Consider the following 15,480-nt stretch of genomic DNA (forward strand, 5'->3'; position numbering starts at 1 on the left):
GACATTTTATAATGTTTCAGATAAAAAAAACTAATCCTACTTGAGGTCCCATAATGTCTCGCAGATTGCCTCCGTTGAATTCACTTCGCGTTTTTGAAGCGGCTGCTCGCCATCTTAGTTTTACCCGTGCCGCTGAAGAGTTGTTTGTTACTCAAGCGGCTGTAAGTCATCAGATTAAGGCTCTTGAAGAGTTCCTATCGTTGAAACTCTTCCGTCGTCGCAATCGTTCATTGTTGCTGACAGAAGAGGGGCAAAGTTACTTTCTGGACATCAAAGATATCTTCACTTCGATAGCTGAAGCGACCGATAAAGTATTGGAACGTAGTGAAAAAGGGGCGCTGACCATCAGTTTGCCACCAAGTTTTGCTATCCAGTGGTTGGTGCCGCGTTTGGCCGATTTTAATGCCCAAGAACCAGACATTGACGTGCGTATCAAAGCGGTTGATATGGATGAAGGTTCACTGACTGATGATGTTGATGTGGCTATCTATTATGGTCGAGGTAACTGGCCTGGTTTACGTGCTGATAAACTCTACCAAGAGTTTTTGATCCCACTTTGTTCACCTTCGTTACTTTTGGGTAACAAACCATTAGAATCTCTAAGTGACCTCAAATTACACACCTTGTTACATGATACTTCTCGTAAAGATTGGAAGCAGTTTGCTCGCCAGCAGAACATCGAAGGCATCAATGTGAATCATGGACCGATTTTTAGCCACTCGACCATGGTGTTACAAGCTGCTGCTCACGGACAAGGTATCGCCCTAGGAAACAACGTACTCGCCAAACCTGAAATGGAAGCGGGACGCTTAATCGCGCCATTTGATGAAGTGTTGGTGTCGAAGAATGCCTTCTACGTAGTGTGCCACGAACAGCAAGCGGACATGGGACGTATCGCGACGTTTAGAGACTGGATGCTGGCTACTGCGAGAAAAGAACAAGAGGAAGTATTGGATGAGCCATTGGATAGCTGAGGGACCTGAAAACGGACCGCTGTTTATTTTTGCTCACGGCGCAGGGGCAGGTATGGAGCACGATTTCATGACTGCTGTTGCCAAAGGATTAGTTGAGCAGGGTATACGCGTGGTGCGTTTTAATTTCCCTTATATGGTTAAGCGAGCGGAAGACGGTAAGAAGCGTCCGCCAGATCGTGCGCCAAAGCTTCTTGAAGCCTATGAAGAAGTGATCGCTCACTTTACTACTCGACCTATCGTGATTGGTGGCAAGTCGATGGGTGGACGTATGTCGAGCTTACTTGCTGACAATGCGCTGGTGGCGGGTATTGCTTGTTTAGGTTTTCCTTTTCACCCACCCGGTAAGCCAGAGAAATACAAAGGTGAGCATTTAGCTAGCATCGACAAGCCAACCTTAATTCTACAAGGTGAGCGCGATACATTCGGTAAGCGCGAAGAGTTCGAAGGCTTTGCATTATCAGAGCAGATTACAGTGAGCTTTCTGCCAGACGGTGACCACAGTTTTAAGCCACGCAAGAGATCAGGTTATACAGAAGCAGATAACATTGCCTCGACAGTGGAGCAGTTAGCGGTATTTATTAAAGAGGTGTACCGTGAAAAGTAAGTGGTTACTCTCGTTTACTGGTCTTTCTGGCTTGATATCAGTAGCTCTAGGTGCATTTGCTGCACATGGTTTGAAAGCGAAGTTATCGCCTTATGTGCTCGGCGTCTTTGAAACCGGCGTTCTGTACCAGTTCATCCATACTTTGGCTATCGCATTTTGTGCAATTTTGCTGTTGCTCAATTTGGGACAAAAAGCACAAAAGTATTTTTTCATCGCGGCGATTTGCTTTATCATCGGCATCTTTTGTTTTAGCGGCAGTCTTTACGCGCTGGCGCTGACGGGCATTAAGTGGTTTGGACCAATTACTCCAATGGGAGGATTGTTGTTCATGATCGGCTGGTGTCTGTTCTTTTTTGCTGCGTTTAATATCAAAGAGGTCTCCTAGTGAAACAACTAATGCTCTATTGCCGTTCTGGCTTTGAGAAAGAGTGTGCTGGTGAAATTCAGGACAAAGCAACACAGCTGGAAGTGTATGGCTTCCCTCGTGTGAGGAAAAACTCAGGTTATGTTGTCTTCGAGTGTTACCAAGATGGAGACGCAGACAAACTAGCAAAAGGCATCGACTTTAGCGCACTGATTTTTGCACGTCAGATGTTTGCAGTGGCTGCTGAGTTTGAAGCGCTACCAAGCGATGACCGTATCAGCCCTATTTTGGCTGAACTGTCTGAAATTGAAGCATTCCCGCGTTGTGGTGATCTGCGTATTGAAACCCCAGACACTAACGAAGCGAAAGAACTACTGAAGTTCTGCCGAAAGTTCACGGTACCAATGCGTCAAGCGATGCGTGGTAAAGGTCTTATGTGGAACAAAGACAACGCGAAGAAGCCAGTGCTGCATATCTGCTTTGTGGCTCCGGGTCATTGTTACGTCGGCTACTCATACCCGGGCAACAACTCGCAGTTCTTTATGGGCATTCCTCGCCTTAAGTTCCCTGCAGACGCGCCAAGCCGTTCTACGCTGAAATTGGAAGAAGCGTTCCACGTCTTTATTCCTCGTGAGGAGTGGGATGAGCGTTTAGCTCCTGGTATGTGGGGTGTTGACCTAGGTGCATGTCCGGGCGGTTGGACTTACCAATTGGTGAAACGTTCGATGTTTGTTCACTGTGTGGATAACGGCATGATGGCGGATAGCCTAATGGAAACGGGTCAAATTAAACACCACATGGTGGATGGCTTTAAATTCGAACCAGACCGTAAAAACGTGACTTGGATTGTGTGTGACATGGTTGAGAAGCCAGCACGCGTTGCACACCTTATGGGTCAGTGGCTGCTAAAAGGTTGGGCGAAAGAAGCGATTTTCAACCTTAAGCTACCAATGAAAGGTCGCTACGACGAAGTGCTGCAAGATCTTGAGAACCTAAAAACGTTCCTGATTGAGAACAAGGTGAAATTCAAGCTGCAAGCGAAGCACTTGTACCATGACCGCGAAGAGATCACGATTCACATTCAGTGTTTGTCTAACATCTCTCCACACTAATCTACGCGTTACTATGCGATAGAGCAGAATCAAAAAAGCGCCTACAGTAGGGCGCTTTTTTATTGCGGTCTAAGAACCGTGAGCGTTATTTAGTTGCTGGTAGGCCACATTTCTTCCCATCTTAATGATTCCATGTTGTCTTCGATGCTATCTGGCGTTTGAGCAAAAAAGTCTAATCCAGTTTGACGCTCAACTTCGTCAATGGTGGTAATAAAGTTGGCTAACTCAGAGCTTGAAACATCACGGTGTGGGACAATGAACGCAATGGCTTCATCAAAGCTTGGATCAAGAATGACTTTGTAAAACGCGCTTGGGATCACCACGCCATTACCGATTGTTCCCTCGTTGCCTTGATAAATCGGCCCAGTTACCACATAAAGCTCGTTGTATTCATTGGCGAGATCACGAACATGCTCTTCTAAAACTCGCCAACCAACTCGGTTAAACCCCGGAAGTTGAGGAGACATGTTACTCATCAAAAAGCTTTGCTTCATTGACTCTTGGCTGAAATCCATTGTCGCTGATGGCGCAAGGTGTCCTCTGTCGTACCCTGAGCCTTTGTAGTCCGCTAGGGTAGAGCGTGCGTAATCCGGCATTTCGGAGTCTTCTTTGAAGGCGTTGCTGCGTTTGTTGGTGATGTTCACGCTTTCCGCGGTGATGTGGTAAGCAACCCAGTCTGCGTTTTTGGTGTCATAGTTGTACCCAACCGCATAGCCATCTCGGCAAAGGAACTGATCGCTGTTGGTTGAAGGCATGCCTTTATCAAGGTGTTGACCGCAAGTTTCAGCAAGAGCAGGGAGGGATAGGAGTGTTACTAAAGAGACTAAGATTATGTTTTTCATTATTTTTCTCCGTTACAGGGAGATCTGAAAATAATGAAATTACTTACTAAGACTGTGAATTAGCTTATAAATTAATCAGTACCTTGTAGGTTAATAATGGGGTAAATATCATTGCTGTGAATGTAAAGGGTTACACAACAAATTTTATAAACGTGTTGTCTAACCCAAAACTGACGGCATAAAGAGATGTGCTTACTCGGCTTTATTTGGTCCGGTAAAGCGAATATCTTGCAGGTTAAAGCCGAGATCGATATCGCATTTCAGCGCTGCTACTCGCTTGCATAGACGCGCAGACTCAATGTGTTCATCCAACTTCTTACGATACTTCGGTACCAGCTCTTCACTTGCGAATGCCGCTTCAATGTCCTCAAACTGAGTGAGAATTTCCTTTGCTGCTTTTGGACCTACACCGGGAACGCCCGGAACTTGGCTTGAACTGATGCCCGTTAAGCCCCAGTAGTCGGCAAGCTGGGATGGTTTTACGCCAAACTCTTTTTCGATAAACGGCTCATCCAGCCAGCGGTGTTGGAAGTAATCACGGATTTGCAAAGTCGGGGACAGCAACTGGCAGTATCCTTTATCGGTCGAGACTATCGTGACCTTCTCTCCGTGACTGGCGACTTTGGTGGCCAGAGTTGCAACCAAGTCATCCGCCTCGTCGCCTTCAGACAGCAGCGAATCAATACCTTGTTCCCACCACGCTTGTTGGATCGCATCTAAGCCCTTCATCAAAGGCTCTGGCATGGGCTTTCGGTTTTGTTTGTAGTCCGGGAGAATTTCTGCGCGCCAGCCGCGATCTTGTTCATGGTGATCAAATACCGCGATGATGTGCGTCGGTTGCGCTTCAGACAGGATGCGAGTCAGTGTTCTGCCTGTGGTGGTAATGGTTCTTGCTATGTCAGTAGGATCGGGTTGCGCTGAGTGCACGCGGCGGATCAGGTTTAGGGCATCAATGATAACAAGATGAATAGACATAATGACTTAGCAATAAAAAAGGGGCGTAATGCCCCTAGTGTAACCAAAGCTGAGTTATCTATCGACCACCATTTTCCTGATGGGCGATGCGGTAACATGGTTCGTAAGCCGTCCCGCCAGGAAGTTTCATGCGGTGTTGAGCAACAAAGTCTTTCAATAGCTTGTCGAGCTTCTTCATCAAGACTGGCTCACCATTGATGGTGAACGGGCCTTTACGTTCGATTTCTCGAATCCCTTCAGCTTTGACGTTACCTGCTACGATACCTGAGAAGGCTTGACGTAAACTTGCTGCCAGAACTTGTGGTTTCTGGTTGATGTTCAAGTTTAAGCTTGCCATTGCATCGTGAGTAGGCTCAAACGGTAGTTGGAACTCAGGCTCGATCTTCAGTGACCAGTTAAAGCTGTACGCATCGCCTTTTTCTTTACGATGCTGGCGAACGTCTTCCATTGAGCGTTTCATGATGCGAGCCACTTCTGCGGGATCATCAATCACGATTTGGTAGTGTTTCTGACCTTCTTCACCCAGGGTGTCAGCAATGAAAGCATCGATAGAGCGGAAGTAGGCTTCACTCTCTTTCGGGCCAGTTAGTACGATTGGCATTGGTTGGTCAGCATTTTCTGGGTGCATCATGATACCCAAGATGTACAGCAGTTCCTCGGCTGTACCAGGACCACCAGGGAAGATAACGATGCCGTGCGCCATACGAACAAAGGCTTCAAGACGCTTCTCAATGTCTGGCATGATCACCAGTTCATTCACGATTGGGTTTGGTGGCTCAGCCGCAATGATTGAAGGCTCTGTCAAACCAAGGTAACGCTGCTCGGTGTAACGCTGTTTGGCGTGACCAATCGCTGCGCCTTTCATTGGACCTTCCATTGCACCCGGACCACAGCCCGTACAGATGTTCAGCTCACGCAGGCCTAATTCGTTACCTACTTCGCGAGTGTATTGGTACTCGGTTGGGTTGATGGAGTGACCACCCCAACACACCACCAGATTTGGTTCAATGCCAGGCGTTAAAGCATCGGCATTACGTAAGATACCAAATACGAGGTTGGTTATGTGAGTGGCGTTAGTGAGGTTAAGGCGTTGGTTGTCCGCCAAGTGCATGTTTACGTATACGATGTCACGCAGAACAGAGAATAAGTGCTCTTGGATACCTTTAATGATTTCGCCATCAACGAACGCGTGCTCTGGCGGGTTAGCAAGCTCAAGCTTGATACCACGCTCACGACGCATTACATTCACATCGAATGAAAGGTATTTGTCTAACAGCTCTTTTGAGTTGTCGGTATGGCTACCAGAGTTGAGGACCGCAAGCGTACAGTTACGGTAGAGCTGGTACAGCTCACTTGATGCGGTTTTCTTAAGACGTTCAACTTCCAGTTGTGATAGCAAATCCATGCTACCTGCGGGGCTTATATGGGTAATCATAAGGCCTCCTTGCTAATGCATTTTTATAGGGTAGAAACCAACACACCCACTTAGTTTATACGTGTCGTTCTACTCAAGTGGTTGGCAGACTTTGTTTTATAGCGTTTAAACAGCTTAGCAGACTAAGAGGGGAGAAACGTGATAACTCGTTGAAATTTTGAGGCAATATGACAAAACAGAGGGTGAAAGTGGTTTGTTTGGTTGTTTTTTGAACGCTTTTAGGTCCAGTTGACTTGGTTGTTACCGCGCTGTTTGGCATCTTTTAGCATATTACCAAGGCGATCTAAGACGTATTCTGGGTTGTCTGCTTCTCTGAATGAAGTCGAAACGGCGGTCAACGTGATCATGATGTTTTGTTCACGGAATTTAAATGGCAGCTTACTGATATCACGCTGAATATTTTTCATCAGTTCTAGCGTGTACTCTTCTGATTGTTCTGGGATCAGTAAGATGAACTCTTCACCACCAAAGCGAGCTACGGTTTCTGTATCGGCGATACGCTTATTCATGGTACGAGCGATGATCTTCAGTGCTTTGTCGCCAGCAGTGTAGCCATAGCTGTCATTGACTGCTTTGAAGTTATCAACATCAAACAGCACCACGCGTAGGTTCTGCTGTGAACGGATCCAGCGACGATATTCCAGTTCCAATCGGTCGTTGAATGCTGCACGGTTGTATACCTTGGTGAGCGGATCAAGCAGTATTCGCTGAGCTTGGTCTTCCAAACGTCGGCGATAGTCTTGTGTGCTTTCGAATACGGCTTCCAGTTGATTCTTGCTGTAACTCAAGCGCTCCTGAAGTGCTTGTTCACGCTCTTCCGTCATTCTTAAGCGTTCGGTCAGTGACGCCATTTTGGCCAGAAGTGGTGACACTTCCCCTTTCAATTCTTCTAAATCTTGTGCTTGTTCGACCGACTCCTGGCTGCGTTCCACCAAGGAGGTCATCTCAGAGTTTAACTCTTGGCGATGTTCAAAGTAGGTTTGGTGTTGGTCGACGTTCTGGTGAATGGTTTTAAGGTTGCTCGAAAGCGAGGTGTTCAACTGCTCTAGGAACTGTTCTGACGATTTACGTTCGTACTTAGTGGCTTCCACGACCAGTTTAAGAGTATTTAACGTCAGTTCGATAAGCGATTCTGCATTCACCCCCAACAGTAACTTGGCGCGAATATCCAACAGTTGATCACCGGATTCACCCTCGAAGTCGAGTTCGGTGATGGTGTGTTGGAGATCGCTGGCAAGGCACTCTAATTGAGATTTATCCGGGCCGTTTTCTAGTTCGCCAAGGTTAAGGCGTGAGTTGGAAGTGATGATCTTGAGCGCACGTTCGTAGATGCTCAGCAGTTTGGTTGCTTGGTCGACTTTGGTCCCGGCGTGAACTTCCGAAAAGCTCATTAGGTTACGCAACTCGCGTTTTAGCTGCGCAGGCAAGCCAGTGATACGTTGAAGCGTTTCACCACTGTGTTTGATTTGTTCGTCGAGATAACCGGTCTGTTTTTCCATCGTCTTAGACTGCTGTTTGAGCATTCTTTCTAGCACTGCCAAACGAGGGATCAGCGTGCTGACATCTTTTTGATGTTCAAGTTCTTGCTGAATTTCGAGCAGGTAGTTGGTTACTTGAGAGTTTGAACCCTGACAAGCAGAAGACAATGATGCCACAACTCGCTTTAGAACTTGCTGCTCACGTTGAAATTTGAGCGAAGTATCACGATGAGTCAGCCTGAGTTGGTCAAGTTGACAACTCAGCTGATGAAGCTGCGACTGAATATCGGATTCCAAGATTCCCATGAAGCGACTACGGTTAAGTCCATGTACTACTGACGATTATTTGATAATAACAAAAAACTTTATAGCGTCATCACTGATCGTGCTCAACCGTTGGTTAATTATCCGTTTTTTAATATTTTTTTGATGTCGTCCTCATTCTTATAAGAAGAATGAATCTTTATTAATCCTTGATTGATGGCATGTTGACACGCGGTTCGTATGTCACCAGTTGCAAAGCTCGCGGCTGGTGCGTTATCAATTGCCTTCAAGAATACCCAGTGACTGTGTCTGTCTTTTAAGCTCACCTCACGGGCAATGTGGGTGGCAAGGAGTAACAGGTCGAGTAACTCTTCATCGTTAATCGCCGTGTATGCACGTGGTAAGAATGGATAGTCACTGATGCCCATACGAATGATGCGATTCACATCGTGCTTGGTCGCGAACTCATCCACCCAAGTTTGGAACTTGTTAAACGTTTCTTCTGCAGAAGCATCACGATCGGCGTTTGGCTCGATGTACAACAAGTTAGCATCGGAGAAATGATACAAACGTGTCGGCTTTTGGATGCGTTCTGCTAGGAATTCACCAAATGCACGCTCTAACTCTAAGCCTGCTTTATAACCATGCTGAACGTACATACTGCGTAGGAATGGCAAATCAATCATCACGAAACGCAAACGGTCGTTGAGTGGCTCGTGAATCAGCTCGCCCATCTGCCACTGCTCAAACGTATCGCTTGATTTTTTCAGAGAGCGCGACAGCTTAGCGTTGAGCATGCGTAGATTCCGCAGACGCGATCGGGAGTGGGTAAACAGATCATCGCGCAGCTTTTTAATTTCAGTCGTTTGGCGCTGCATGATGACACCACGGCGCATGATGAAGAGGAACATCACCAATACGATAATGAACAATGCGAACGAGATTTTTTGGAACTTGCGGTGCTCCATACTCACTTGAATCAGCTTTTCTGCCTGGCCGACATAATGGATGCTTTGCTCAGCAAACTCTTTTTGCTGGCGGAAGGCATCTTCACTGATTTGGTTAAGTTGTTTTTGTTCCAGTCGAACTAGACTGGTGTACTTTTTATACGCTTGTAGAGACAGCTGATATTCGCCCGCTTGCTCGTAGCCTAAGCCTAACAAACGGTAGGACTGTTGTTTGATAAAGCCCGTCTCGTCTGGTGCTTTCTCTATTAGGTCGAGCGCTTTCTTCGCATTGACGATGACGTCTTTACTGTCGTTTTGGTGGTACGCCAAGCCAGATTGTAGCAGCGCCGCTTTAGCTTCTAACTGCGGTAAATCTGCATACTCTAACAAGTCCCTAGCACGAGCTAAGTACTGCTCTGCCAGCGCGTAGTTATAGAGCTGTAAGTAGGTTGCCGCGAGACTCAAACGGATCTTGATGATGCGATTGATGTTCTTGCTGGTGCTGTCGTGGTCAAGCACATTGAAGTAATGCACCAGTGCTAGGTTGAATTTACCTTGGTAGAAGTAGATATCGCCCATTTGCTCTAACACATCAGCCAGAATTGGTGAGCTTGGGTAGCTGTCGTAAAAGTCGGCCGCCTGAGAGAGGTACTCGATGGCTTTATCGTAAACACGACGCTCTTGGAATAGACGTGCTAACAGACGGTTTACCTTCGCCAGTCTTGCGCCGCTGTCATTTTCAATGGATTGCCAGTAACCATATAGCAGCTCTGACAGGGCAAGGTTGTACTTCTTATTGTTGAGATAAAACTCGCCGACGGCAGTGTGGTAATCAATCAGAGTTAGGTCTGAGCGATTGTCCTCTAGCATGGTTTTGGCTTTTGCGTACAAGCGCTCGGCGTTTACCGAATTACCGCTGTTAGCCGCCAGCAGTGCACGCTGCATCACTAAGCGGTAGCGAACGCTGTCAGTGCGTTGTAAAACCGGATCTGCTTCTTCAATCTGCTTTTCTATTTGGTCGAGTTTTTCTTCCGCTGCGGCGTAGTTTTTGTCGTACATCCAAATCATTTGATTGCGCATCAGTTGCACATCCAGATTCATGTACGGTAGTTGGTATTCTTTGGCGAGACGTTTTGCTTCATCAAGGTTGTTGATGGCAGAGCGAATGTTGCCCATGGCGTAGTCGGCTTGCGCGATGATTTTATGCGCTTCAATCGTGCTGCTTGGTGTGCGGATGCTACGGTCGGTCTCTTCACGAGACATGGCAGAAGGGCTGCCGTTCTCTTGGCGCTCAGTCAGTTCACGTTGCAAAAGGTAGTTTTTCGCCGCTTGTTTGGCTTGTGAAGGTTCGATCTCAGCCAGTTGCTGAGCTTCATTAAGCAAAGCGGAAGATAAAATGGTCGCGTGAAGTGGCTGTGCTAACAATAAGCAAAGAAAGCCAATCAGCCTAAATAGACGCGAACTGTCCCAAAACATCCTTTTCGTTCCCTTGAACTGTGTCGTTATTTACGTATTTTTGAATAATCAATAGTAGAGAAAAACGCCCAGCAATCCAACAGATAGCTGGGCGTTTTTGAGTATTTAAGTAATTAGTGTTTGAGTATGGAACTCAAATACTTTCATTACCTACTCAGATTACTGACGTGCCATGCGATTATTGTGTGCTGGCTTGTCTTGTTCCGTTGAGCGGTAAGGGTTGATATCTAAACCACCACGACGAGTATAACGTGCGAATACCGTAAGTTTCGTTGGTTGGCAGTACTTCATCAGGTCAGTGAAAATACGCTCAACACATTGCTCGTGGAATTCGTTGTGCTCACGGAATGAGACTAAGTAACGAAGCAGCTTCTCACGATCAAGCTTAGCGCCTTGGTAGCGAATTTCTACGCTGCCCCAGTCTGGCTGATTGGTGATTAGACAGTTCGATTTCAGTAGATGACTGTGAAGAATTTCTTCTACTTGCTCATCACCAGCAGCACCTTCAAGCAGTGCAGCGTCAAAATCGTAGCTAGTGATTTCAATGTCTTGATCATCAATACACTCACCTTCCATCGTTACGATTGGTTGGTTGGTGTAGTGGTTAACTGGGTTTACTTCCACAAGTACCGCTTCGCCTGCACATGCCGATAGATCTTGCGTTAGACGCTCAGTCACTTCTTCCCAAGTAGCAAAACGGGTTTGGTTGTAGCTGTTTAGGTACAGTTTGAACGACTTTGATTCAATCAAGTTGGCGCTGGCCGCTGGAATGTATACTTCGCCAACCGCCACTTGAGGCAAGCCTTTGTTGTTTAGCCAAGATAGCTCGTACAGCGTCCAAATGTCGTGACCTAAAAACGGCAGGCTGTCGCCCAGTTCTAAGTCGTCACGGTTTAGGCTGCGAGGTACAGGTTGCAGCAAGCTTGCGTCGTATTGGTTTGCGTACTCAGTCTTTTTACCAAGTGTCAGGCCAGCAAGCTCTTTAGCGTCAGAATATTTGCTCATACTTTGTGGTCATTTTCGATTAGAATGGCGGGAATTTTACTGAATCCGCTGCTTAATTGCTATCCGGCAGACACCGCAACCTGATAAAAACAAACCAGGAGACCTTCATGACCCAAACCGTTCCTCAGGCTCTACAGGACTTTAGCCTGCGCTACCAACAAGCTTGGCAAGACAAGCACAATGAACTGCCACGCAGTGAAGAGCTTGCTGATCTAGTTTCTCCGTGTGTAGAAGAGAAGCGCGATGGGGCAGTACTGTGGAAAGCATTCCCACGTGAAGAAATGGCGGATTTCACTAACGTTGAGAACGCAATTGAGCTGACGCTGCATGAAGACATCAAGCTTTTCTTCGGTTCTCAGTACAGCGCTGATATGGACGCGACTTGGCAAGGTAATGAGCTGACGTTGCTGCAAGTATGGAGTGATGATGACTTTACTCGTCTGCAAGAGAACATTCTTGGTCACTTAGTCACTCAGCGTCGTCTAAAGCTAAAACCGACAGTATTTATTGCAGCGACTGATGCAGAGCTGGATGTGATTTCTATCTGTAACCTAACCGGTAATGTGATTCTTGAACGCCTAGGTTCGGATAAGAGAGATGTGCTAGCCGAGACACTGACTGAGTTTCTGAGCAAACTAGAGGCAGCGGTGTAAGCATGTACGTTGTTGAGTTGCAGTTTGAGTGTTTTGATAACACTACCGTAAGCGCCGTAGATAAAGCGATTAATGGTCTGATGGATGCACTGCGTTACAACGGGCAAGTTCTGGGTCGTGAATTTCCTATCGTAATGGGGGATGGCGAGTTTTATGTTCGCGTGGTTTGCCCAGAGCAAGACAGTTTGCATCCTCGCTACCATTCTGACTTCGTCAAAGTGTGTATGAATCGTTTGTCGGAAGCGTCGTTGCTTGCGCCGAAAATGCGCATGTTGGGTCGTGATTTGAATTCAGAAGAAGCGGCAGAAGAAGAAACACCAAGCTGGCAAGTGCTTTACACCACGTACGTTCATACTTGTTCTCCACTGCGAAGCGGCGAGACGCTATTGCCAATCCCACTTTACCGTAATGGTGCGACGCTGAATGGTGACCACAAAGCGGTGGTGAAATGGCAAACTGAATGGCAAGCGTGTGATGAAATCCAAATGGCGGGTGGCTGCCGTGCTGAACACGCTGCACTGCATGAAATCTGCGATGCTGACAGTGTGCTGTTCCGCCGCGGTTGGGACTTACGTGGTCGTATTGAATACATCACTAAGATCCCGACCTACTACTACCAATACCGAGTTGGCGGTGAGTCGCTTGAAGCGGAAAAAGGGCGTAAGTGTCCAAAATGTGGTGGTGAATGGTTACTTGACGAGCCGCTGCACGATATCTTCTACTTCAAGTGTGACGATTGCCGTATTGTCTCCAATATCTCTTGGGATCACATTAAGTAGTCCATTTTTAAAGCTGGCGTCTATGCCAGCTTTTTTCTATCGCTCTAAATGAATCGAGCCTGTTCAGTAAAATCACCCATTATTGACACAGTCAATACTTTGATTTGAAATGTATTTTTGTCAGCCATTCCTCTCACCCCCCTGCTTGTGATCTTTGTTCATATTCAAAGAAAAATATAACCTAGTTGCATGGTTTATAAGCATTGAAACGTTTGCTTCTCAAAAATTTCAAATAACATCCATATCCTTTTTGAGGTTTTGGGAAGTGGGCCCCTTCCGAAAATATATATAAAAAAATAATCTGGAAGGAATTGAGATGACTTTATTTAAACGAAGCTTAGTCTGTATTGCTGTTGTCGGCTTGATGGCTGGCTGTGATGATGAAACCAAATACGTAGAGGTTCCATCGGATTACAGCCCGGTGGTTGCAGAAGGAAAAACATTAACCAACACGCCGGACGTAGTTGTGAAAGGTGAAGCAACACAAGCGGATGAAGTCACCATTACGATCGCAGCAACATCGGATCTACACGGTCGCTTGTTTGGTTTTGACTACGCGTTGAACGCGGAAGACGATGACGCTGGTATTACTCGTGTAGCCACTTTGCTTGCTGACCAACAAGCGGCACATCCAAATATGATCCTGATTGATATCGGTGATACGGTTCAGGGCAACTCCGCGCAACTATTCAACGATGATCCAACTCACCCAGTGGTCGAGAGCATGAACTCTCTTGGCTTTGACGTTTGGGTACCAGGTAACCATGAATTCAACTTTGAGCGTTCATTTGTCGATCGCAACCTCGATCATTTTAATGGTGCGGTACTGTCTTCTAACATCAAGTGGGAAAGTAACGATGTGAACTACATTCGCGCGTTCCAAATGTTTGAAGTGGAAGGCGTGAAAGTGGCGATCGTTGGTCTAACGCCATCGAACGTGCCGAACTGGGAAGCTTCAGCGCCGGATCACTTCAAAGGCTTGAAGTTTGAGAACGAATTGGATGCAACCAAAGAAGCGGTTGACCAACTGGTGTCTAAATACAATCCAGATGTGATTGTGGGTGCGCTTCACCTTGGCCGCCAAGAAGACGGTGGTGTGGGTGTTTACGAAATCGCGTCAGCAATGGCGGATAAATTCGACGTTATTCTAGCGGGCCACGAACACGCCAACTATATCGAGCAAGTGAATGCAGACGGCACGGTTACACCAATCAGCAAATCCACATCAGAAATTGGCGGTGAAAATACGTTGATTGAAGATAAAGCGAAGTCTGGCGAATACAACCAAGACAATCGCGCGCAAAGCGTGAAAATCATTGAGCCGGGCAAGTGGGGTGCTTACCTAGCGAAAGCTGAAATTCAATTGAAGAAAGTCGATGGCAAGTGGACGATGGAAGACACCACATTGACCAACATTGGCACGAAGAAAGTTGAAGAAGAGCAAGCACTGCAAGCGAAATTCCAATACGTGCACGATATCTCGGTTGAAGACGCAACTCGTGAATTGGGGCGTGTGACAGGTAACTTCACACCAAGTGCAACGGGTTACCCAGACGAAGCGACAGCAACGGATTACAATTACACCGCAGAGCGTTTGTACTCGACGATTCACCTAGCGAAAGTCGTTGATACGCCATTGATGGATGTGATTAACCAAATCCAAATGCAGAAAATTGAAGAGGCGATGGGTGAGGGTAATGGTGCGATTGTCTCTGCTGCGTCGTTGTTCTCTGATCAATCTAACTTAATCGACAACGAAGTTTACACCAAAGGTAAGTCGACCAACTTGTACAAGTACGATAACACCTTACTTGGCGTAGAGATGACAGGTACGAACCTAAAACGCTTCATTGAGTGGTCGTACTCTTACTTCAACCAATATAAACCGGGTGATATTACCGTATCGTTCAAGAAAGGCGCGCCAGCTTATCTTTACGATCAATTCGATGGTGATATCGAGTTCACTGTGGATCTGAGTAAGCCGTCTCTTGAGATGGATGAGAACAACGCAGTAACGAATGAAGGTAGCCGTGTGAATATTACCAGCATTGGTGGTGAGCAGTTCGATCCAAACGCGACCTACAAAGTGGCGATGAACAGCTACCGCTTTGGTTCGCAAATCCAGAAGTATGGCTGGGCAAGCAAAGACGACGTGTTCTATGACTCAGTGAACGAGCAAGTTTACGCAATTCGCGACATGCTGACGGCTTATGTTGAAGGGCACAAAGGTATCAACGTGGCAGATTTCAGTGGCAGTCTTGGTAACTGGTCGTTCACTCAATACCTACCAAGTGGTGATATCACGACCCTGCGTGAAGGCGAAGGTAAAGCGCTGTGGGAACAATTGAAGAACATGGAAATCTGTGTCTCGATTGATTTAGAAAACCCGAAATACCCAGCGATTGTTAAGTCTGTGAACATCAATGATTCGTCTAGCTACTTTGTTAACCCTAACAAAGACGCAGCGACCCTTGATGAGAAAGTCGCAGGTTGTAACCCAACTCATTAATCCTGCATGTGGGCGCGGTAATCTTTACCGCGCCTAATTTTACTCACCAGAGGCAAAGCCCGT

At 46.6% G+C, this 15,480-nt stretch carries 13 protein-coding genes; 7 read left to right on the forward strand and 6 right to left on the reverse strand.

The features are described 5' to 3' along the window. Window positions 1-53: 53 nt before the first annotated feature. The 4 genes from A8140_RS03740 to rlmM are packed head-to-tail and all read left to right on the forward strand — an operon-like array spanning window position 54 to window position 3,054. Complete coding sequence (locus tag A8140_RS03740) at window positions 54-974, forward strand: transcriptional regulator GcvA (RefSeq protein WP_005530659.1); 921 nt, start codon at window positions 54-56, stop codon at window positions 972-974. After that, complete coding sequence (locus tag A8140_RS03745; RefSeq protein WP_005530661.1) at window positions 955-1,578, forward strand: alpha/beta family hydrolase; 624 nt, start codon at window positions 955-957, stop codon at window positions 1,576-1,578. Before A8140_RS03740 ends, A8140_RS03745 begins: the two co-directional genes overlap by 20 nt. Next, window positions 1,568-1,963, forward strand: a complete 396-nt coding sequence (locus A8140_RS03750; RefSeq protein WP_005530663.1) for a DUF423 domain-containing protein — start codon at window positions 1,568-1,570, stop codon at window positions 1,961-1,963. The genes A8140_RS03745 and A8140_RS03750 overlap by 11 nt, the downstream gene beginning before the upstream one ends. Next, window positions 1,963-3,054 carry a 23S rRNA (cytidine(2498)-2'-O)-methyltransferase RlmM gene (rlmM, locus tag A8140_RS03755; RefSeq protein ID WP_005530665.1) on the forward strand — a complete coding sequence of 364 codons (1,092 nt, stop codon included), beginning with the start codon at window positions 1,963-1,965 and terminating at the stop codon, window positions 3,052-3,054. The genes A8140_RS03750 and rlmM overlap by 1 nt, the downstream gene beginning before the upstream one ends. Window positions 3,055-3,143: 89 nt before the next feature. On the opposite strand, the gene A8140_RS03760 is transcribed toward rlmM, so the two are convergent. The 6 genes from A8140_RS03760 to queF all read right to left on the reverse strand — a co-directional run bounded on the left by A8140_RS03760 (window position 3,144) and on the right by queF (window position 11,476). Continuing rightward, window positions 3,144-3,896 (reverse strand): DNA/RNA non-specific endonuclease, encoded by a 753-nt coding sequence (locus A8140_RS03760; protein ID WP_005530666.1) that lies wholly within the window; start codon window positions 3,894-3,896, stop codon window positions 3,144-3,146. Window positions 3,897-4,088: 192 nt separating this feature from the next. After that, entirely contained in the window at window positions 4,089-4,871 is a 783-nt protein-coding gene (xni, locus tag A8140_RS03765) for a flap endonuclease Xni (RefSeq protein ID WP_005530669.1), read from the reverse strand. Window positions 4,872-4,929: 58 nt separating this feature from the next. Then, window positions 4,930-6,306, reverse strand: coding sequence for a nucleotide 5'-monophosphate nucleosidase PpnN (gene ppnN / locus A8140_RS03770; RefSeq protein ID WP_005530670.1), 1,377 nt, complete (start codon window positions 6,304-6,306; stop codon window positions 4,930-4,932). Window positions 6,307-6,524: 218 nt separating this feature from the next. Further along, window positions 6,525-8,090: a GGDEF domain-containing protein gene (locus A8140_RS03775; protein ID WP_005530673.1), complete on the reverse strand. Its 1,566-nt coding sequence runs from the start codon at window positions 8,088-8,090 to the stop codon at window positions 6,525-6,527. 98 nt (window positions 8,091-8,188) lie between these two features. Next, window positions 8,189-10,471, reverse strand: a complete 2,283-nt coding sequence (locus tag A8140_RS03780) for a tetratricopeptide repeat protein (protein WP_005530676.1) — start codon at window positions 10,469-10,471, stop codon at window positions 8,189-8,191. A gap of 159 nt (window positions 10,472-10,630) precedes the next feature. Continuing rightward, window positions 10,631-11,476 (reverse strand): NADPH-dependent 7-cyano-7-deazaguanine reductase QueF, encoded by an 846-nt coding sequence (queF, locus tag A8140_RS03785; protein WP_005530677.1) that lies wholly within the window; start codon window positions 11,474-11,476, stop codon window positions 10,631-10,633. A gap of 107 nt (window positions 11,477-11,583) precedes the next feature. Here queF and syd point away from each other — a divergent pair, with 107 nt between their 5' ends. The 3 genes from syd to A8140_RS03800 all read left to right on the forward strand — a co-directional run bounded on the left by syd (window position 11,584) and on the right by A8140_RS03800 (window position 15,417). Beyond that, window positions 11,584-12,129 carry a SecY-interacting protein gene (syd, locus tag A8140_RS03790; RefSeq protein WP_005530679.1) on the forward strand — a complete coding sequence of 182 codons (546 nt, stop codon included), beginning with the start codon at window positions 11,584-11,586 and terminating at the stop codon, window positions 12,127-12,129. A 2-nt stretch (window positions 12,130-12,131) separates the two neighbouring features. Further along, on the forward strand, window positions 12,132-12,908 hold the full coding sequence (locus A8140_RS03795) for a Zn-ribbon-containing protein (protein WP_005432677.1): 777 nt from the start codon (window positions 12,132-12,134) through the stop codon (window positions 12,906-12,908). A gap of 316 nt (window positions 12,909-13,224) precedes the next feature. Continuing rightward, the gene (locus A8140_RS03800; RefSeq protein ID WP_005530681.1) at window positions 13,225-15,417 is read left to right on the forward strand and encodes a bifunctional metallophosphatase/5'-nucleotidase; all 2,193 of its coding nucleotides are present in this window, start codon (window positions 13,225-13,227) and stop codon (window positions 15,415-15,417) included. The last annotated feature ends 63 nt before the right edge of the window (window positions 15,418-15,480 follow it).

Origin of the sequence: Vibrio campbellii CAIM 519 = NBRC 15631 = ATCC 25920 (assembly GCF_002163755.1) — a bacterium.
Lineage (GTDB): Bacteria > Pseudomonadota > Gammaproteobacteria > Enterobacterales > Vibrionaceae > Vibrio > Vibrio campbellii.